This window comes from Microbacterium sp. Be9, assembly GCF_011754135.1.
Classification (GTDB): Bacteria; Actinomycetota; Actinomycetes; order Actinomycetales; family Microbacteriaceae; genus Microbacterium; species Microbacterium maritypicum_A.
The window spans coordinates 36966-57471 of sequence record NZ_WNWT01000004.1; the positions used below are offsets into that span (position 1 = coordinate 36966).

General features: G+C 65.1%; 16 protein-coding genes. 9 read left to right on the forward strand and 7 right to left on the reverse strand.

Annotation, left to right across the window (positions count from 1 at the left end):
- Window positions 1–69: 69 nt before the first annotated feature.
- Genes GLO27_RS04405 through GLO27_RS04420 form a run of 4 tightly spaced genes read left to right on the forward strand, consistent with a single transcriptional unit; the run spans window position 70 to window position 8547 of the window.
- Window positions 70–1635, forward strand: coding sequence for a type I restriction-modification system subunit M (locus GLO27_RS04405; protein WP_167253829.1), 1566 nt, complete (start codon window positions 70–72; stop codon window positions 1633–1635).
- On the forward strand, window positions 1632–2879 hold the full coding sequence (locus GLO27_RS04410) for a restriction endonuclease subunit S (RefSeq protein WP_208323547.1): 1248 nt from the start codon (window positions 1632–1634) through the stop codon (window positions 2877–2879). Before GLO27_RS04405 ends, GLO27_RS04410 begins: the two co-directional genes overlap by 4 nt.
- Window positions 2876–5974: a type I restriction endonuclease subunit R gene (locus GLO27_RS04415; protein ID WP_167253833.1), complete on the forward strand. Its 3099-nt coding sequence runs from the start codon at window positions 2876–2878 to the stop codon at window positions 5972–5974. The genes GLO27_RS04410 and GLO27_RS04415 overlap by 4 nt, the downstream gene beginning before the upstream one ends.
- Window positions 5974–8547, forward strand: coding sequence for an AAA family ATPase (locus GLO27_RS04420; RefSeq protein ID WP_167253835.1), 2574 nt, complete (start codon window positions 5974–5976; stop codon window positions 8545–8547). Before GLO27_RS04415 ends, GLO27_RS04420 begins: the two co-directional genes overlap by 1 nt.
- Before the next feature lie 16 nt (window positions 8548–8563).
- Here GLO27_RS04420 and GLO27_RS04425 read toward each other — a convergent pair whose 3' ends face one another.
- The 6 genes from GLO27_RS04425 to GLO27_RS20235 form a co-directional block, all read right to left on the reverse strand.
- Complete coding sequence (locus GLO27_RS04425; RefSeq protein WP_167253837.1) at window positions 8564–8941, reverse strand: hypothetical protein; 378 nt, start codon at window positions 8939–8941, stop codon at window positions 8564–8566.
- Window positions 8942–9261: 320 nt separating this feature from the next.
- Window positions 9262–9687, reverse strand: coding sequence for a DUF1003 domain-containing protein (locus tag GLO27_RS04430; RefSeq protein ID WP_029258950.1), 426 nt, complete (start codon window positions 9685–9687; stop codon window positions 9262–9264).
- Window positions 9688–9736: 49 nt separating this feature from the next.
- Window positions 9737–11332 carry a carboxylesterase/lipase family protein gene (locus tag GLO27_RS04435; RefSeq protein WP_167253839.1) on the reverse strand — a complete coding sequence of 532 codons (1596 nt, stop codon included), beginning with the start codon at window positions 11330–11332 and terminating at the stop codon, window positions 9737–9739.
- A gap of 27 nt (window positions 11333–11359) precedes the next feature.
- Window positions 11360–12034 carry a GAP family protein gene (locus GLO27_RS04440; protein WP_021199289.1) on the reverse strand — a complete coding sequence of 225 codons (675 nt, stop codon included), beginning with the start codon at window positions 12032–12034 and terminating at the stop codon, window positions 11360–11362.
- A gap of 48 nt (window positions 12035–12082) precedes the next feature.
- Window positions 12083–13825: a hypothetical protein gene (locus GLO27_RS04445; RefSeq protein ID WP_167253841.1), complete on the reverse strand. Its 1743-nt coding sequence runs from the start codon at window positions 13823–13825 to the stop codon at window positions 12083–12085.
- A complete protein-coding gene (locus GLO27_RS20235) occupies window positions 13822–14463 on the reverse strand; it encodes a response regulator (protein ID WP_136025053.1) in 642 nt (213 codons plus the stop codon). The genes GLO27_RS04445 and GLO27_RS20235 overlap by 4 nt, the downstream gene beginning before the upstream one ends.
- Window positions 14464–14680: 217 nt before the next feature.
- On the opposite strand from GLO27_RS20235, the gene GLO27_RS04455 reads away from it, so the two are divergent.
- From GLO27_RS04455 to GLO27_RS04465, 3 genes are all read left to right on the forward strand, one after another.
- Window positions 14681–15772 (forward strand): ATP-binding protein, encoded by a 1092-nt coding sequence (locus GLO27_RS04455; protein WP_136025052.1) that lies wholly within the window; start codon window positions 14681–14683, stop codon window positions 15770–15772.
- 50 nt (window positions 15773–15822) lie between these two features.
- Window positions 15823–16365: a hypothetical protein gene (locus tag GLO27_RS04460; RefSeq protein WP_051667801.1), complete on the forward strand. Its 543-nt coding sequence runs from the start codon at window positions 15823–15825 to the stop codon at window positions 16363–16365.
- Window positions 16366–16456: 91 nt separating this feature from the next.
- Entirely contained in the window at window positions 16457–17041 is a 585-nt protein-coding gene (locus GLO27_RS04465) for an NADPH-dependent FMN reductase (protein ID WP_167253843.1), read from the forward strand.
- Here GLO27_RS04465 and GLO27_RS04470 read toward each other — a convergent pair.
- Complete coding sequence (locus tag GLO27_RS04470) at window positions 17038–18738, reverse strand: 2-isopropylmalate synthase (RefSeq protein WP_208323605.1); 1701 nt, start codon at window positions 18736–18738, stop codon at window positions 17038–17040. The genes GLO27_RS04465 and GLO27_RS04470 overlap by 4 nt on opposite strands.
- A 277-nt stretch (window positions 18739–19015) precedes the next feature.
- Here GLO27_RS04470 and GLO27_RS04475 point away from each other — a divergent pair, with 277 nt between their 5' ends.
- Complete coding sequence (locus GLO27_RS04475) at window positions 19016–19684, forward strand: FCD domain-containing protein (RefSeq protein WP_167253847.1); 669 nt, start codon at window positions 19016–19018, stop codon at window positions 19682–19684.
- Entirely contained in the window at window positions 19681–20505 is an 825-nt protein-coding gene (locus GLO27_RS04480; RefSeq protein WP_021199298.1) for an ATP-binding cassette domain-containing protein, read from the forward strand. The genes GLO27_RS04475 and GLO27_RS04480 overlap by 4 nt, the downstream gene beginning before the upstream one ends.
- Window position 20506: the final 1 nt, after the last annotated feature.

A 20506-nucleotide genomic window follows, 5' to 3' on the forward strand; every position in this document is an offset into this window, starting at 1 on the left:
TAGCCTTGGTGCACCCGAGGTCATCAACATAAAGTGCGCCGAACTGGGCGCGAGGAGAAGTACAAGTCAATGACGCCGACCACCAAAGAATCCCAGCGCGCAGAGCTACACAAGACCATCTGGCGGATCGCGAACGACCTGCGTGGGTCGGTCGACGGCTGGGACTTCAAGAGCTACGTGCTCGGCATGCTCTTCTACCGCTTCATCTCCGAGAACCTCACCGCCTACATCAACAGGGGCGAGCACGAGGCCGGCGAGACCGACTTCAACTACGCTCACCTTCCCGATGCGCAGGCCGAGTTCGGGCGCAAGGAGACGGTGTCCGAGAAAGGCTTCTACGTCCTCCCTTCGGAGCTCTTCCAGAACGTGCGTCATCGCGCGGCCAAAGACGAGAACCTGAACGAGACGCTTGAGCGCGTCTTCAAGAACATCGAAGGCTCGGCGGTCGGCACAGACAGCGAGGACGACCTCAAGGGTCTCTTCGACGACCTCGACGTGAACAGCTCGAAGCTCGGCAACACAGTCGCCAAGCGCAACGAGAAGCTCGTGAAGCTGCTTGATGCGATCGGCGACCTGCCGCTCGGCAACTTTGAGGACAACTCGATCGACCTGTTCGGCGACGCGTACGAGTACCTGATGCAGATGTACGCCTCGCAGGCCGGCAAGTCTGGTGGCGAGTACTACACCCCGCAGGAAGTCTCCGAGGTGCTCGCCCGCATCACGGTCATGGGTAAGAAGCGCGTCAACAAGGTCTACGACCCCGCTGCCGGATCCGGCTCGCTTCTGCTCAAGTTCGCGAAGGTACTTGGTCGCGAGAACGTCGGCGGCTTCTTCGGTCAGGAGATCAACCTGACCACCTACAACCTCGCGCGGATCAACATGTTCCTGCACGACGTCAACTACGAGAAGTTCGACATCGCGCACGGCGACACCCTGCTGGACCCACAGCACTGGGACGACGAGCCGTTCGAGGCGATCGTGTCCAACCCGCCCTACTCCATCAAGTGGGAGGGCGACGCGAACCCGCTCCTGATCAACGACGAGCGGTTCGCGCCGGCCGGTGTGCTCGCACCGAAGTCAAAGGCCGACCTCGCCTTCACGATGCACATCCTGAGTTGGCTCGCCGTGAACGGTACTGCTGCCATCGTTGAGTTCCCCGGCGTGCTCTACCGCGGGGGAGCGGAACAGAAGATCCGCAAGTACCTGATCGACAACAACTACGTTGATGCCGTGATCCAGCTGCCGCCGGACCTGTTCTTCGGCACCACGATCGCGACCTGCATCATCGTGCTCAAGAAGTCCAAGACCGACAACTCAGTGCTCTTCGTCAACGCTTCGGATGAGTTCAGGCGCATCGGCAACAAGAACAAGCTGACCCCGGACAACCAGCAGAACATACTTCTTGCGCTGGCAAACCGCACCGACGAGGACCACTTCATAAGGTTGGTGGAGAACGAAACCATCGCCGGGAACGGCTACAACCTCGCCGTATCCTCGTATGTCGAGGCGGAAGACACCCGACAGGTAGTAGACATCTCGGCGCTCAATGCCGAGATCGCCAATATCGTGTCACGGCAGGCGAAACTGCGCATCTCGATCGACGAGATCATCGCGACACTGGAGGACTCCAAGTGAGTCGGGTGGATGAGGTGATGCAAGCGCTGTCGCCTCGCTCAGCTACCCACGAACCTCTATGGAAGCTGACTATCTGGGACAAGAAGTTCAATGCCGTTGAACGGCACAAGCAGCCCGAAACGCGGACGTACTCATACCAGCTCGCAAGTGAACTAAGAGCACTAGCAGTAGCTGACGGCGGCGCAATCAAGCTGCTCGGAACGGGCAGTGAGGATTTCGGATGGACTACGTCCGAAGTGGCTGGCTCACGGGTAGCGACGGGGGAGATTATCGCGATCCCTTGGGGCGGAAATCCATCCGTTCAGTACTACAACGGCGCCTTCGTCACCGCCGACAATCGAATTGCAGTAGTGCGGGATCCGTCCGTCCTAAATGCGAAGTTTCTTTACTTCGTACTGCTGTCGAGACTGAAGGAACTCCGGTCCTACTACCGCGGAGCTGGCATCCAGCACCCGAGCATGCTGAAAGTGCTGGACATGCAGATCCCGGTGCCGCCCCTCGATGTTCAACGCAGTATTGTGCGAGTACTGGAGCAGTTCACGGAGCAGTTCACGGAGCTGGAAGCGGAGCTGGAAGCGGAGCTGGAAGCGCGTCGAACTCAGCATGCGTACTACTGGGAATCCCTGCTCAGTCCCCAACCGGGTTGGGAGGCGACCACTGTCGGTGGTGTGGCGCAGGTGTTCGACGGCCCACATGCCACCCCGAAGAAGACTGAAGAAGGTCCGTGGTATCTGAGCATCTCGTCTCTGAAGGGCGGACGGTTTGACTTCACCGAATCGGCCCACCTCTCGAACGACGACTTGCCAAAGTGGACTCGTCGAGTGGCGCCACGCCGCGGTGACACGCTGTTCTCGTACGAAACACGCCTGGGACAGGCCGCATATTGGGATGTCGATGATCCGGCGGCGCTTGGCCGCAGAATGGGACTCCTCCGGCCCGACACATCTGTGATCGACCCCCGATTCTTGACGCTCGTGTATCTCGGGCCCCAGTTTCAATCGGTGATCCGATCAAAAACGGTGACCGGCTCAACTGTCGACCGTATTCCGATTGCCGCCATGGCGTCGTGGGAGCTATTCATTCCGCCGCTCGAAGAGCAGCGGCGGATCGTTGAGGTGCTCGACAGGTTCGATGCTCTCGTCAATGACCTCAGCATTGGCCTGCCTGCCGAGCTCGCCGCACGTCGCCAGCAGTATGAGTACTACCGCGACCAGCTCCTCACCTTCGAGGAGGCCGCCGCATGAGCGAATCGCTACCTCGTAAGTACGATCCGATCGCCGTCTCTGCCGAGTCCACGGTCGTCGCGGAGTACATCCCAGACGCCCACGCGTCGGCCGCATACCAGTCAGAGTCCGCACTTGAGCAAGAACTGATCCGACTCCTGGAGTCCCAGGCGTACGAATACATGCCGGTAACCTCCGAGGCGCAGCTCGTGGCGAACCTGCGCACCCAGCTCGAGTCGCTGAACCACATCACCTTCTCGGACGCAGAGTGGGCGGACTTCTTCGACTCCAAAATCGCGGGCAAGAACGACGGCATCGTCGAGAAGACCGTGCGCATCCAGGAGGACCACGTCCAGCTTCTGAAGCGGGACGACGGTTCGACGAAGAACATCACACTGCTGGACAAGCAGAACGTCCACAACAACCGACTTCAGGTCATCAATCAATACGAGATCGGCCAGGCCGAGGGCGGCGCAAACTACGCGAACCGCTATGACGTGACGGTGCTCGTCAACGGCCTCCCGATGGTGCACATCGAACTCAAGCGCCGCGGTGTCGACATCCGCGAGGCGTTCAATCAGATCAACCGCTACCAGCGCGACAGCTTCTGGGCCGGCTCTGGTCTGTTCGAGTACGTGCAGCTGTTCGTGATCAGCAACGGCACGCTGACCAAGTACTACTCGAACACGACCCGCACTCAGCACATCAGCGAGGGCAAGAAGCAGACCAAGGGGCGCAAGACGTCGAACTCGTTCGAGTTCACGTCGTGGTGGGCGGACGCGCAGAACAAGCCAATCACCGACCTGACCTCATTCGCGAAGACATTCTTCGCCAAGCACACGCTGCTGAACATCCTCACCCGCTACTGCGTGCTCACCGCAGACCGGCTCCTGCTGGTGATGCGCCCGTACCAGATCGTCGCAACCGAGCGAATCCTGCAACGCATCGACATCGCCACCAACTACAAGCAGCTCGGCACCGTCGCCGCAGGCGGCTACGTCTGGCACACCACCGGTTCCGGGAAGACCCTGACGAGCTTCAAGACGGCGCAGCTGGCATCGAAGCTGCCGAGCGTCGACAAGGTGCTGTTCGTCGTAGACCGCAAGGACCTCGACTACCAGACGATGCGCGAGTACGACCGCTTCGAGAAGGGCGCGGCCAACTCGAACACGTCAACCGCGGTCCTGAAGAAGCAGCTCGAGGACTCGAACGCGCGGATCATCATCACAACGATCCAGAAGCTCTCAACGTTCATCAAGGCCAACAAGGGTCACGCGATCACGAACGACCACGTCGTGATTATTTTCGACGAGTGCCACCGCTCGCAGTTCGGCGACATGCACACCGACATCACACGCGCGTTCAAGCGCTACAACCTCTTCGGCTTCACCGGCACCCCGATTTTCGCGGTCAACGCCGGTACGGGCGGAAACCCGCAGCTCAAGACCACCGAGCAGGCGTTCGGGGAGAAGCTGCACACGTACACGATTGTCGATGCCATCACCGACAAGAACGTCCTGCCGTTCCGGATCGACTACGTCAACACCGTCAAGGTCGGCACCATCGTCGACAAGCAGGTGTCGGCCATCGACACTGAGAAGGCACTGCTGGCGCCGGAGCGCATCAGCCAGGTCGTGAAGTACACCCTGGAGCACTTCGATCAGAAGACCAAGCGATCTTCGAGCTACGAGCACTCAGTCGTGACGAACGTCGCCGAGTCGACACGCGCCCGCCGTCAGGCCGAGGCGGTGCGTGAGCGTAAGCGCGTGCGTGGCTTCAACGCCATCTTCGCGACGGCCTCGATCGATGCGGCGCGTCGCTACTACAACCACTTCCAGATCCAGCAGGAAGCCCTGCCTGCGGATCGGCGCCTGAAGATCGGCCTGATCTACTCCTACGGCGCGAACGACGCCAGCGACGACGGCATCCTCGACGACGAAGCCTTCGACACCGATGCGCTGAGCACTGATGCGCGCAGCTTCCTCGAAGACGCAATCCAGGACTACAACGACATCTTCGGCACGAGCTACGACACCAGCGCCGACAAGTTCCAGAACTACTACAAAGACCTCTCGCAGCGGCTGAAGAACCGGGAGCTCGACCTCGTCATCGTGGTCAACATGTTCCTCACCGGCTTCGACGCCACGACTCTCAACACGCTCTTCGTAGACAAGAATCTGCGGGCGCACGGCCTGATCCAGGCGTACTCGCGCACCAACCGCATACTCAACTCGGTCAAGACGTACGGCAACATCGTCGCCTTCCGTGACCTTGAAGAGGAGACCAACGCCGCCCTCGAGTTGTTCGGCAATAAGGACGCCCGCGGTGTCGTGCTGCTCAAGCCGTACGGTGACTACTACGGTGAGTACTCCGAGAAGGTCAACGAGCTGCTGGCATCCTTCCCACTCGGGCACCAGATCATCGGAGAGGCTGCGCAGAAGGAGTTCATCCAGCTGTTCGGGCAGATCCTGCGGCTCGAGAACATCCTGACATCGTTCGATGACTTCGCCGGGAACCAGATTCTCACCGAGCGCCAGGGCCAGGACTACCGCAGCGTCTACCTCGACCTGTACGCGGAGTTCCGCAAGGTCAAGGACACGGATAAGGAACTCATCAACGACGACGTCGTGTTCGAGATCGAGTTGATCAAGCAGGTCGAGATCAACGTCGACTACATCCTGATGCTCGTGCAGAAGTACCGCAGCCAGCACGGCGATGGCGAGGACAAGGAGATCCGCGCCGAGATCTCCCGCGCCGTCGACGCCAGCCCGACACTGCGCAACAAGAAGGACCTCATCGAAGCCTTCGTCGACTCCGTCTCGGTCGACGGTGCTATCGACGAGGAGTGGCAGGCGTTTATCGCGGCCAAGCGCGAGGCCGAGCTCGAGGCCATCATCGAGGACGAGCGGCTCCGCGCCGACGCCACTCGCGCATTTATCGAGATCGCGTTCCGCGACGGTGCGCTCCGCACGACCGGGACAGCGATCACCAAGGTGCTTCCGCCCGCCTCCCGGTTCTCGGCCGATGGCGGCCACGGAGAGAAGAAGCAGCGCGTGATCGAGAAGCTTGGGTTGTTCTTCGAGCGGTTCTTCGGACTGAGTTCAGGAGGAGAGTAGTGACTCTCAATGAGGATCTTGCGAGTTTCCTGGCGGCGCGGCCCCACTGGCAGAAGGACGTCGTTGCCCGCTTCTGCCGCAACGAGACGTTGTCAGCTGAGGACGTATCCAACATTGCGGACCAACTGATCGCGGGAACGTACCCGGTTGCCGTGAACGTCGAAGCCGCTGACATTCCTGGCTCGACGGCGGCAGGCGATCCTGTCAGCCTTGTTCAGGTATCGGATGTCAGGGGCGTCAATGCGCTCACTGGAGGTCAAACGCTCTCATTTGGTGCCGCGGGCCTTACGATCGCCTTCGGCAACAACGCCAGCGGCAAGTCGGGCTACGCTCGGCTCATACGCGAAGCGGTCACGGCTCGCGTGAAAGATGCGCAGCTCCTCGGTGACGTCTTCTCGGACGTTGACACTGCGCAGACGGCGAAGCTCGATTACCAGGTTGGAGCCAATGCCGAGACGTGGAATCTCGGTGAGCCCCAGAGCACCGAGTTGTCCCGAATTCGCTTCTACGACGAGGACTGCGGTGACGCGTACGTCACGACCGCCTCGGAGGCCAATTACCGACCTTCGGCGCTCACAATCCTGGACCAACTGTCCGATGCTTGCGAAGCGGTCGCTGCTGAACTCAGTCGCCGCCTTGGGGCAAACCAGACTGAGCGACCGCAACTACCGGTGCTCCACCCAGGAACCCGGGCGTCGACGTTCCTGTCAGGAATCTCAGCCACGACCTCCAAGGAGTTGATCGCAGAAGCTACCAACCTGGCCGACGATCACGACACGCAGCTTGCGAAGCAGCTCGCGGAGGAGGCTCGGCTTAAGGGGAGCGACCCCAACAAGGAGAAGGATCGCCTCACGTCCCTCGGGCGTGACTGGTCGACGGTCGAAGCGCACGCCAAGGCGGTGGAAGCCGCCCTGGGTGATAGTGAGCAGCGCGAACTTAGAGAGCTGCAGCAGAGGTCCATTCAGCTCCAGGAAGCCGCCCGCATCGCATCCGCTCGAACCTTCGACACCGAGCCCCTTTCTAGCGTCGGCTCAGAGGCGTGGCGGGCGCTGTGGGAAGCGGCGCGTAAGTTCTCTCTCACCGACGCCTACCACGATCATGACTTTCCAGTGACAGGCGAGGACGCAGTTTGCGTTCTCTGCCAGCAGCCCTTGAACGAACAGGCCACCGACCGGCTCACTCGATTCGAGGCGTTCGTCACGGACACAACGTCACGTGACGCGGACACGGTCGCCAAGGCACTTGCGATGTTCCGAGACCACTTCGTCGAACTTCAAACTCTGCCAGTCGCGGTTTCTGCCGCGATCAATCGACTGCAGGACGCTGGCGAAGACGTCCAGTCAGTGCTCGACTGGTTTGAAGTAGGGACGCGCGCTGCAGCAGCGGCGGTTGCCTGGCTCGATGGGAAGGAAGGTGCCGATCTCCTTGCGCTCACAGCCTCGATCAGCGCCCAGGCCGGCACGCGAGCACAAGCGCTGACGACGAGGGCGCGAGAGATCGACGCGTCGACATTCGCTCAAACGCTCAGCACGACGAGCAAGAAGGTCGTCGAGTTGCAGGACGCCAAGACGCTCAGCGAAGCAAAGTTGGCCGTCGAGACTGAGGTGACGCGACTCGCCGAACGCAAGATGATTGAAGACGTTCGCCGGCTCACCGCGACGAACGCGATCACAACGAAGCGTGGAGAGCTGACCGAGACATACGTCACAGCGGAAGTTCGGGATCACTTCACGCGAGAAACCGAGCGCCTCGAACTGCGCCGAGTCACCCTCAATCGAACCGGACGTGGCCGCAACTCCGCGCTCGAACATCAGCCGAGTCTGCTGGGATCGCGACGCAACGCCGGCGTCGATCAGGTGCTTAGTGAAGGAGAGCAGACGGCGCTCGGCCTGGCGGGATTTCTCACTGAAGTGGAACTCGACAAATCGCTCTCAAGCGTTGTCTTTGACGATCCGGTCTCGTCGCTCGACGCCGAGCGGCGGTCAAAGGTCGCTCAGCGCCTGGTGGAGCTGGCAAGTCAGCGACAGGTGATTGTCTTCACACACGAGATCACGTTCGTGCACGCACTGGTCAAGGCGGCAAAGAGTAAGTCGATCGCCACGACAACACGGTCGATTCAGCGTCTGGGTGGCGCTCAGCCCGGTCTCATCGTTGACCAACTCCCTTGGGCCGCGAAGGACATTCCCGAGCGCATCAGCAAGCTTGAGGCAGACCTCGCGCAGCTTAAGAAGGAGCGCGAGAGTCTGTCGGAGGACGATTACACAGAGCGAACCGCTCAGATCGCGGGTCGACTGTCCGAGACACTTGAGCGTGCCGTCAATCTGCATATCGTGAACGAACTCGTCGATCGAGGAACGAACGAAGTACGCCCGACCATGCTCAAGATCCTGCCGAAGTTCACGCAGGGCGATCATGACGAGTTCCAAGCCGCGTACGCGAAGACTTCGAGCTGGGCGGCACGACACGACAACGCGCCCGAAGAGAACTACGTCGCGCCCACAGTTGACGAGCTTTGCGGCGAAGTCACCTGGCTCAAGGCGTGGCACGCTCGAATCAAGCAGTACACGCGATGAGTCTCGTTCAGCGGGCTCAACTCCCGCCGCTCGGCGGCCGGAGGATTATGCCATTGGCGACGATCGCCACGCGCATCGTTTCCTGGTTTACTTTCAATCGCGCCGCGACCTGCGATAGCGACAGCCCGGAGTTGTACAGCCGGGCCGCTTCACTCACCTGCTCCGCCGTCAGTGGCTGCCGTCGCACGACCACACTGTTCGCCCGCAGGATGCCGAGGATCGTGGACTTGGCGACGCCATACGCCTGCGCGAGGGCCGTCGTCGTTTCGCCCGCTTCGTATCGCTCGATCACCGCAGCGCGGGCTTCATCGCTCAGGCGCGTCCACTTCCGTCGCGTAGCGGTGGTCTCGCCAGGGGTTCGAACATCCGCGGAATCGCGCAGGATTCGGCGCATCGCGGCCGTCGTGACCCCTGTTTCCGAATTTGTGGAACAGAGGTAAACAAGGTCGACCGAGAAAGGCCCGGAAACTCGCAAGAGTCTCCGGGCCTTCTGCATGTCTGGCGCCGCCGCGCACGCCGACTGTCCCCGGTCCACCGGTCCGCTTCGCTGTGCGACGAGCTGATGCTCTTGCCGAGCACGAGAGGTCACGGGCCGGTGCGCAGAAGACTGTGCAGAAGAGCGTGCAGAAGAACGTGGTCTCACCCTCTCTGGACGAGCAGATGCCCCGTCGACGAGGGTTCCCTCACCGTTCCCGACATTGCTCGTCGAGCAGGTCAGCGCGCGGACGTCGCTGCCCCGTCTCCGTCGTTCGTGACCGCGGCGCGCAGCTCCGTCAGGAGTTCGAGCTGCATCCGGTTGATCGACATGAGGTCCTCGATCTCCTTCTTCGCGGCGAGGTTCGTGTCGTAGTCGTGCTGTGCGAGGGCGGCGGCGATGGCATCCTGCCTCTTCGCGGCGATCAGAAGGATCGCTCCCTGGAGCCCGGCGAGCATGCTCAGAAAGAGGTTGAGCAGGATGAACGGGTAGGGATCCCACATGAGGGCCGTGCTGTTGACGATCGCCCAGGCGATCATGAAGAGCACGAACACCCCGATGAACGGCCATGATCCCATCCCGTTCCGAAGCCGATCAGCCGCGCGCTGACCTGCCGTGAGATGTTCGGCCTGAGCAGTGTGCCAGTTGGTGAGAGGTCGCGTCATCGGCCAATGGTACGTCGCCGCACGGCCGGCCCTTCGGATGCACGAGCGCTCACCGGAAATCGAGCACGTCGTCGCCCCATGCCGCGCGTAGAGGAGCATCGAGGTCGGCGACGAGAGTGTCCTGCCGCTCGATCACGAGGGTCTGACGGCGGCCGGCCGCATCCGATGCAGAATACGGCGCCCAGGTCGGCGCATCCTTCGCGGTCGCCGCATCCGGTGTGCGTCCGTGCGCGAACGCCGCCCAGCGTTCCTGCATCCGCACCGAGATCTCCTGCGCGGCTCGGCGGCCGCCGAGCCGGAACGTCGGGTCCTTGGGGCCGCTCGACAGGTTGCCCCACAGGTACGGCAGCTCGGTCGCGTGCGTCGCACCGAGACCGATCAGACGGAGAAAGGGCGCCGCGTGGTCGAAGCGATACAGCCACACATCCGCCACGGTGCTGTGACCCTCCGCTATCCACAGCGTCGGCAGACGGAATCCGATGTCGCGGGCGATCCCGAGCCCCACGGCGCCATGCCGCACGTTCTCGTAGGCGGTCCGGACCTGAGCGGCGGAGGGAAGGGAGATCGTCGGATTGTCCTCGGCCATGTCGGTGAACATCTGTCGGATGCGGTCGTCGGTGATCGGGATGAGAGGCGACTTCATGAACTTGAAGAGCGACGCCTCGTCCTTGTTCGTCCCGATCAGGAGTGGAACCCGGAGCCCGCGTCCTTCGCGCAGCGCGGTCACCGGCGCCTCCGGAAGAACATCGCCGTCGATGACGGGCGCGAACGCGAGGGTCCCCGGTGCGTCGTCCGGCACGGCCGCGTACACCTCCATGCTCGCCGCCACGATGTCATCGACGGATGCCGCGCGCAGAGCCCCCGCGACCGCCGCAGCATCCGTCGAATCGATGCCCAGCTCATGCACGAACCGCGCGGCGACGTCACGCGCCCGTTCGGTCCCGTACATGCTCGAGGCGGGGGAGGACTGCGCGATCGCGCGGGCGAACAGACCTTCGGCCGAAGGCGTCGCCAGCAGAGTCGTCACCAGCCCTCCTCCCGCGGACTCCCCGAACACCGTGACCCTGCCCGCGTCGCCCCCGAACGCCGAGATGTTCTCCTGCACCCAGCGCAACGCGAGCAGCGCGTCCTTCAGGGCCAGGTTGCGATCGAAACCCTCATCGGGCAGGAGTCCGGCGAGATCCAGAAAACCGAATGCGCCGAGTCGGTAGTTGACCGTCACGACCACGACCTCGCCGCGCGTGACGAGCGATGTCGCATCGAACAGCGGTTGGCTCGATGAGCCGAACGTGTAGGCGCCACCGTGCAGCCATACCATGACGGGGAAGGCGCTCTCGGGTCGCTCCGACGGTGCCCACACGTTCAGCACGAGGCAGTCCTCGTCCATCACCGCGTCGTCGCCCAGCGGTACGGCGGGGTTGATCTGCTGCGGGCACACGTTGCCGTAGACGGTGGCGTCGATCTCCTCCTCGACGCTCGGCGCCGCGACGGGATCACGCCAACGCAGCAGACCGACCGGCGCCTGGGCATAGCGGATTCCGCGCCATGAGCGCGCACCGTCGGCATCCGTGCCGCGGAACGTCCCGGCCGGTGCCGTGACGGTGACGACGCGCGTCTCGTCGTCGGGGGGAGAGTTGTCTGACATGCGTGCGGCTCCTGACATGGTCGTGTTTCAGGACAGGTGACGGATGACCTGGGCGGCCTCGTTCGCGGCGAGAACCGCGAACAGCACCGTCATGATCATCGCGTTGTGCGCGATCATCTCGGACTTGACCCGTTCGAGTGCTTTCGTGACGACCGCCGATCTGCTCGTGGCGACGGCGGCCGTGACGAGCAGCGGCAGAGTGCCGGCGACGACCAGCCCGATGCAGAGCCCTCCCGCTGCGAGCAGAGGGAGATGCGCCTCGCCGATCAGTGCACCGCCCTTCAGCGCGAGCGGGATGTTCTTCGTGTTGGTGACCGCCATGATCGAGCCGAGCGCGGCCGCCTTCGCCGGGGTGACGGCATCGAGGGCCGCGAGCCAGGCCGGCGTCTGGGGTGGCTGGCCATGGCGGGGGCGAGACGACCAACTCGCGACGGCGAGCGCGGCGAAGCCGAGTGCGAGCACGATGGCGAGGAAGAACGAGACTGTCTTCGCGGTGGCGGAGGGAGACCCCGAGGCGGAACCGGCGGAGGTGAGCGCGCCGACCATGACGAACGCGAGGGAGATCGCGATGAACACTGCGGCGTAGACGGGCGCCGCCGTCCGGCCGCGGGGAGCGAGGATGATCGCGATGATCGCCACGAGGGGCAGCGGCGAGATGAGCATGCCCACAGCCAGCGGGAGGAGGTCATGCAGTTGGTTCACGTCTCGTCCGATCGTCTTCGTGTGCCCTTCGGTGGGGCGCAGACGACGCTACGGCGGGGTCGGGTGCTCTCCGTCGCGATGTTCGGTTGACACGACAGCCGCGCGCAGCGGAAGCGCGAACGCGGCTTCCAGGGCGACACCGCCGGGGATGCGGACAAGATGGGCGCCGAGCTCCTGCATCCGTGAGGATGCGCGCAGACGTGTGCCGCGTGCGGCTATCCCGGGCGACGAGACACGGACGTGAAGCCGAGGTCCGGCGCCGGTCGTCACTCGACGGATCGACACCTCCGCTCGTCGCTCACTCGCATGTTTCGCGGCGTTCAGGAGCCCCTCGGCGACGATGTCGTAACAGTCTCGCACCACCGAGGGGATCGAGGACAGAACATCGCGTGCCTCGTCGTCGACGTCGACACGGAGCTCGATGACGTGCGCCCACGTCTCGAAGAGTGCGGTGAGGGAAGTATGGGCACGGGGATCGTCGGCCGTGGCGAAAGCCTCGGGAAGTCGGCTCACGACAGTCGCGAGTTCTGCCCGCAGCCGCCGGATATCGTCCGGATCGGGTGTGGGGTGTGCGAGCGCGAACATAATGCAGGCTCCCTGCGCATCCGCGTGCAGGAGGTCGGCGGCGGCTCTGAGGCCGTCGCGAGTGGGGCGGGTGCCGGCACGTGCGAGCTGCTGGGCGTCGGCGACGGCGCTCGAAAGTCGGTGCTGTTCGCTGCGGAGACGGTGCAGCGCGCCGGCGCACGTTCCGGCGGCGAACGCGAACCCGATGTACGCGATGGCGGAGACGGCGGCGAGCAACGGAGCCACCCCCTGCGCGGCCGCGAGCGCTGCGAGCGCGATGCCGACGACGCAGGAGAGGATCATGAAGAGCAAGGACGCGTGGTAGGGCACCCGAGCGATCGCGCGGCGTCGCGGCAGGAAGTCGACGACCGCACCTCCCGCGGCGAGGGCGGCGATCCCGATGAGCAGTTCGAGTGGCGTCTGCGTGCGGGTCGCATAGGGGAGGAGGCACACCGCGTACATGAGGGTGACCAGACCCGGCGGCGGGAGGCGGAACGGGACGTACCGAGGCGACGGGGAAGACCTCGGGTCCGCGCGATCACTGAAGCCGTCGCGGGCTCGATGCGGATTCCCGACCTCCCTCTTCTCGGCGAGCTCGGCGAGACGGTGACTCCACTCGCGGATCCATTTGTCACCGAGCCTTCGGACGCCGGCGGGTGTCGGTTCCATCTCGATGATCGCCGCATCGAGGGTCGACTGCGCTTGGTCGAGAAGGTTCCGCGCATCGGTCGCCAGCGCGTGCGCATCGTCCTGTGTCCGGGCGAGCTCCTGGGCCACGGACCGCAGCAGGGCGTTCGTCCGTCGCAGTGACCGGAGCGAGGAATCCAGCACGGCGATGGTGCTCAGCACGATCATCCAGACGACGATGTTCGTCGCGATCCGGTACGGAAGCTGACCTGAAGGTGGTGCGGGAAGGCCGGCGAGGTGGAGCCAGCCGTCTTGCATCACCGGACGCATCGCCGCGCAGACGACGATCCCGGCGGTCACGACGGCTGCTCGCTCTCGCCGGGATTGGCCGCGACGTTCCCATGCGGCGATGCCCGTGAGCGCCGCGGCGAAGCAGAGCCAGGTCGCGACCATGGCGGGAAGCGCGGTCAGAGTGTCGATGCCGACACCCGCGGGCGCCATGACGGTGAGGGACAGGGGGAGGGATGCGGCGATCGACCAGACGGTGAGGAATCGGCCGCCGCCGAAGGCGCGGACAGCCGCACGGCGGAGGTTCCTCATCGGGCGGGACCGAACGCGGCGAGGTAGAGTCCCGCCGCAGCGACACGAGCGTTGACGGTCGGGTCGCGTGTCACCTCGAGTCTTCCGAACAACCGGCTGATGGATCGTTCGACTGCGCGCACCGTGCCACCGGTCTCGACGGCGATGCGCTCGTTCGACCATCCGCGTGCGATCATCGCGAGGATCTCCAGTTGATGCCTGGTGAGTGAGCCGAGGGGGTCGCCTGTTTCGGCCGAGGGCGGCAGAGGTGTCGGATGCGTCGACAGAGCACGTTCCAGCGCGGAGAGCAGAGCCGCAGGGGAATCGAGGTCCTGTTTCGCGACGAACACGGCCTGCTCGATCCCCATCGCCGTGGCACCGGCGGCGGCACGGGGGTAGCTGCTGAGGAACACGACCGCGATGTGCGGTGCGAGTTCGACCAGCATCGCGGCGAGCTCCGCCCCGGAGGGGCGGGAGCCCAGATCGATGTCGGTCAGCAGCGCGTCCGGGTCGAATTCGGTGAAGAGGCGTGTCGCCTCGGCGGCATCGGCGGCTGCCGCGGTCTGGAAGCCGTGGCGCTCGAGCAGATCGCACACCAGCATGCGGAGGGCACCCTGATCCTCGACGACGAGCACCCGTCGTCTCCACTCCGCGCCCACGTTGTCACATTAGTGGAGCGCAGCGGTGTCGGAACGTCGGGGCAGGAGGGGAATCGGCCTTCTCGGGTGTCGGGACTGCGCACGGGAATCCGCGGCCACGGATGTCGGCACTGGTGCGAAGGCGAGCCGGGCGAGGATGATGTCGTGCATCGGTCTCGGAGGATGGGCTCGCCCCGCCGCGAGGAATGACGGGATGAAGGAAAGGTGCACCGGAGTGATGACGAACCTCACCATCGGAACGACGCTCGAGGACCCGGGGGCTCCGGTCGACCTCGACGCCCGGCGCTTCAACAGGCATACCTTCTGGGTCGGGCAGAGCGGCAGCGGGAAGACGTATGCGCTCGGTGTCGTGCTGGAACAGCTGCTCCTGCACACCGAGCTGCCGCTGATCGTCCTCGATCCGAACAGCGACTTCACGCGCTTGCGGGAGACGCGGGCCTCCGCAGGAGCATCCGAGACCGACCGCATGGCAGAACTCGACATCCGCGTGTTCCGCTCCGGCGCGGGTGAGGGCGAGCGCCTGCACGTGCGTTACGTCGATCTGGTGCCGGCATCGAAGGCAGCCGTTCTGCAGATGGACCCGATCGCGGATGCGGAAGAGTACAACGCTCTGCTCCATGAGGAACGAGATGCGCACGTCTTCGACGGTCGCGATATGCTCCCCGGTCTGCGAGCCTCTGGCGACCCCGCCCGGGTGCGGCTCGCGAACCGCATGGAGAACCTGCAGGTGCTGGAGTGGGCGCTCTGGTCACGCGGCGCCGGATCGGTCATCGACGTGATCGAAGAACGCCCACGAGCCACGGTCCTCGACCTGGGCGGCTTCGAGCACCCCGCCGAGCCGAAGGTCGCGGCCCTCGCCGTGCTCGAACATCTCTGGGCACACCGTGAGGAACGACGGCCCGTCCTGATCGTCATCGACGAAGCACACAACCTCTGCTCGCCGAATCCCGAGACCGCCGTCGAACGAGCCCTCACCGAGCAGCTCGTGCAGATCGCGGCCGAGGGGCGCAAGTTCGGGCTCTGGTTGCTGCTCTCCACACAGCGTCCGACGAAGATCCACCCCAACGTGCTCTCGCAGTGCGACAACCTCGCGCTGATGCGGGTCAACGCGCCCCGCGACCTCGCCGAGCTCGCCGACGTCTTCGGATTCGCCTCCGAGGACGCCATCCGCCGTTCCGCCGACTTCGTGCAGGGGCAGGCGCTGTTCGCCGGCGGCTTCATCTCGGCGCCGACCTTCGTGCAGATGGGGGAGCGGATCACCGAGGAGGCGGGCGGCGATGTGAAGGTCCCGTTGCGCGTCGAGGGATGATGGGAGCTCCAAGGTAGCGATGGCACGACGGATCAGGAGCAGCACCGGGGATGGACAGGCGGAGAACGACTGCGGATGACGGGATCCTTCGCGTGCACAGGGCCCTGCGATCGGGATTCGGCACCGAGGCCGCGGTGTACGGCACGATTCTCGTCAGCGGCCTGGTGGCCGTGTCCTCGGCGCACGGGGAGACATCACTGGCCGTGCTGGTGACGGTCGCCGTCACGGTGCTGGTGTTCTGGGGTGCTCATGTGTATGCCGGCACTGTGGCCAGGGTCAGCGATCACGATGAACGCGAGCACGGTGAATCCGTCGGGGTTCGGGCGGCGTTCGCCGCGTCGGTGAAGCACTCCTTCGGCATGCTCAGCTCGGCGACCGTGCCGGCGGTCTTCCTGTTGGCCGGCACGACCCGCGTCATGCCCGACGGGCTCGCGAACGACCTCGCGCTCTGGTCTGGTGTCGTGATCCTCGCGTTCCTCGGCTATGTGGCCTTCCTCCGTCGGGGGAGCCCCCTGCTCACGCGCGTGCTCGGCGCCCTGGGGACGGCGTCGTTCGGTCTCGTCTTCGTGGTTCTCAAGGCTCTCGTGCACTGAGACCGGTGAGCCGTGTCGGGCTTGCGGTTTCGGCATACGGGGCTACCCTGAACGCCAACGACAACGGCGGAACGAACGAGGGAGAATGCGCATGACTCACCGGATCGGCTACCTCATCGGGAGCCTCGCCCATGACTCGATCAACCGCGTCGTCGCGACCGCCCTCGTGAAGCTGGCACCTCCCAGCCTCGAGATGGTCGAGATCCCGATCCGCGATCTGCCGCTGTACAACCGCGACGACGAGCTCGATCCGGTCGCCGCCGTGACCACGTTCAAGCGGGCGGTGGAACACGCGGAGGGACTGCTGATCGTCTCGCCCGAGTACAACCGTTCGATACCGGGTGCGTTGAAGAACGCGATCGACTGGGGCTCACGCCCCTGGGGTCACAACTCGTTCGCGCGCAAGCCCACCGGCATCATCGGCGCCTCCACCGGGGCCATCGGCACCGCCGTCATGCAGTCGTCGATGCGCAGCGTGCTGAGCTTCCTCAACGCCCCACAGCTCAACGCGCCCGAGGCGTACCTGACGTATCGCCCCGAGATGTTCGGCGTCGACGGTTCGGTCGAAGACGAGAGTACGCGCAAGTTCCTGGAGCACTACATGGAGGAGTACGCCGCCTTCGTCGAGCGTGTGCTCTCTCTCACAGCTCCCGGCCACGTCGGCGACCCGGACTAGTCGGGCGTCGCGTCGGGGAATGCGGCGCGGCTCGCCGCCGTGATCACGGCGGACAGGCTCGCGGAGAGGACGGAGCGCCCGCGGCCCGCCGACCAGGCGACCCCTTCTTCCGTGCGGTGCTCGAGGAGGATGAGCGCCTCACCGTCGGCGCCGGATCCGACGCTGGTCTGGTGCAGGCTCACGACGTCGACACGGATTCCCCGGGTATCGAGTGCCGCAGTGAGGGCCTCGACCGGACCACCTGCCGCATGGGTGCTTGTGTGCTCGCGCCCCTCGATGCGCAGCGTGATCCGTATGCGGGACTCGCCGTCGGATCCGGTGGTGTCGTATGCGACGAGCGCGATATCGGTGGGAGCACCGGAGCCGAGATACACGTCCCCGAAGACCCTCCACAGCTCCGATGCCGCGACCTCGGTGCCGATCGTGTCCGTGTGCCGCTGCACGTGTCGCGCGAAGTCGATCTGCAGGCGGCGGGGCAGTTCGATCCCGTACTCCGTTTCGAGCAGGTAGGCGATCCCGCCTTTCCCCGACTGCGAGTTCACGCGGATCACCGCGTCGTAGTCGCGGCCGATGTCGGCGGGGTCGATCGGCAGATAGGGGACCCGCCATTCGATCTCCCGTTCGTCGCGGCCCCCGGCCGCAGCCCGAGCGCGATGCTCGGAGAAGCCCTTCTTGATCGCGTCCTGGTGGGTCCCGCTGAATGCCGTGTGCACCAGGTCGCCGACATAGGGGTGGCGGGCGTGCACCTCGATCCGGTTGCAGTACTCGACCGTGCGGCGGATCTCGTCGATGTCGGAGAAGTCGATCATCGGGTCCACGCCCTGCGCGTGCAGATTCAGGGCGAGCGTCGCGATGTCGACGTTGCCCGTGCGCTCGCCGTTGCCGAAGATGCAGCCTTCGACCCGCTGCGCGCCGGCGAGCACCGCGAGCTCGGCGCAGGCGATGCCGGTCCCGCGGTCGTTGTGGGGGTGCACCGACAGGATCACGGCATCGCGACGGGCGAGGTTCTTGTGCATGTATTCGATCTGGTCGGCGTACACGTTCGGGGTGGCGACCTCGACCGTGGCCGGGAGGTTGAGGATCACCGGGCGCTCGGGGGTCGCCTGCCACAGGTCGGTCATCGCATCGCAGATATCGATCACGTAGTCGGGTTCGGTCAGATTGAACACCTCGGGAGAGAACTCGAACCGCACGTTCGGCAGGTCTCCGGCGAACTCCCACACGTCACGGCCGCCGGAGAGGATGAGCTGCGTCAGCGCTTCGCGTTCGTGCCCGAGCACCAGGCTGCGCCAGGTCGGGGCGGTCGCGGTGTACATGTGGATCACGACCGGATTGGCGATGCCCCGGATGGAGGCGACCGTGCGTTCGATGAGGTCGCGACGCGCGGGCGTGAACACCACGATCGTCACGTCATCCGGGGCGATGTCGCTCTCGGCGATGAGCCGCACGAAGTCGTAGTCGGTCTGCGACGCCGACGGGTATCCGACCTCGATCTCCTTGTAGCCCATCCTCACCATCAGCTCGAAGAAGCGGCGCTTGCGCGCGGGGTCCATCGGCTCGGCGAGCGCCTGGTTGCCGTCCCGCAGATCGACGGGCACCCAGAGCGGGGCCGCGGTGAGACGCCGTGTCGGCCAGTCCCGCTCGGTGAGGGGCACGTCGACGCGGGAGTAGACGTCGCGGTAGCGGTGCGACGGCATCGGGGAACGTCGCTGCCTGTTCCAGGTCGGCGTCCGGTCGGAGCCGGTGTCGGTATCGAGGTCGGCGGCCGGGGAGGGGTGGGGGAACGATGTCGTGGTCATGGCGGGTGCGGTGTCCTTCTTCGAGGGTCTGCGACCGGCACACGTTCGACTCCACGACGGGGAGCCGGTCCGGCTACGTCCCGCCGTGGCGGCGAAGAAGAAGGTGCTCTGACGAGAACATGGCTAGACTGTAACACAACTCCTCAGACAAGTAGACGAGAGGCTGGCATTGCGCATGGCACAGGTGAGGCGAGAACCCTTGGCGGATCAGGCTGCGGCACTCCTGCTGGAACGGATCCGCGCCGGAGAATGGGCACTGGGGGAGAAGCTCCCCGGGGAGACGACGCTCGCGCCGCAGCTCGGAGTGGGCCGCTCCACCGTGCGCGAGGCGATCCGCCAGCTCGCCGGGCGCGGGGTGCTGGCCTCACGACAGGGCGCCGGCGTCTTCGTCATCGCGCTCGATGCGCCCGAGGACTGGGACGCGGTGCTGCGAAAGGCTGGCATCGTCGCGGTGATCGAAGCGCGCATCGCGATCGAGACCGAAGCCGCCGCGCTCGCCGCCGCGCGACGCACGCCCTCCGACCTGCGCAGCATCCGCCGCGCCCTGGCCGATCGCGACGCGCATCGCTCCGACATCGACAGTCACGTCGATGCCGACACCGCGTTCCACCGTGCGGTCGTCGCCGCGTCGCATAACGCCGTCCTCCTCGACCTGTTCGACAGCTTCACCCCCCGGCTGCGCGCGGCCATGATCGAGATGCTCCGCATCCGACGGGAATTCGGCGACGATGCCGACCACGACGCCCACGCCGCCCAGGTCGACGCGATCGTCGAACGCGACGAGGGCGCTGCCGCCGCGCGGAGCCGTGCACACCTCCTCACACTGCGGGACGCGCTGGCATGACCGAGGAGAAGCCTCGTGAGAACCGCCCGTCCGACGTGCTGGTGCTGAGGGGCGTCGACGTCGTCCGCGGCTCGCGCCAGATCCTGACCGGCGTCGACCTCACCGTCCGTGCAGGGGAGCACTGGGCCCTCATCGGACCCAACGGCGCGGGCAAGAGCACGATCCTGAGCATGTGCGGCGCGGAGGCGCACCCGACCCGAGGGTCCGTGCATGTGCTCGGTCAGCAGCTCGGGCGGGTCGAGATCCGCTTGCTGCGCGAATCGATCGGACATGTGAACCCTCGTCATCCGCTGCGCTCGCCGCTGACGGTGCGGCAGGTCGTCCTGACCGGTGCGACGGGGACGACGGAGATGATGAACCGCTGGGAGCCGTCGCCGTCGCTCATCGCGAGGGCGGACCACCTCATCGGGATGCTGGGCCTCGGCGGGCGGCAGGACGCCACCTGGCCGACCATGTCGCAGGGGGAGCGCGGCCGGGCACTGATCGCGCGAGCCCTTCTGCCCGACCCCGCGTTGCTGCTGCTCGACGAGCCCTCCACCGGTCTCGATGTCGCCGCCAGGGAGCAGTTCCTCGAGACCCTCGACCTGCTGCACGACGCGCAACCCGATCTCGCGACGGTGCTCGTGACGCACCACCTCGAGGAGCTGCCGGGGTCGACCACTCACGCAGCCCTGGTCTCGAAGGGGGAGGTCGTGTCGCAGGGGGCGGCGAGCGATGTTCTCACGACCGCCCTCGTGACCGCGGCGTTCGAGTACCCCATCCGGATCGAGCATCGCGATGAGCGATGGCAGGCCCGTGCCGGCCGGGCGCTCGTGGGCTGAA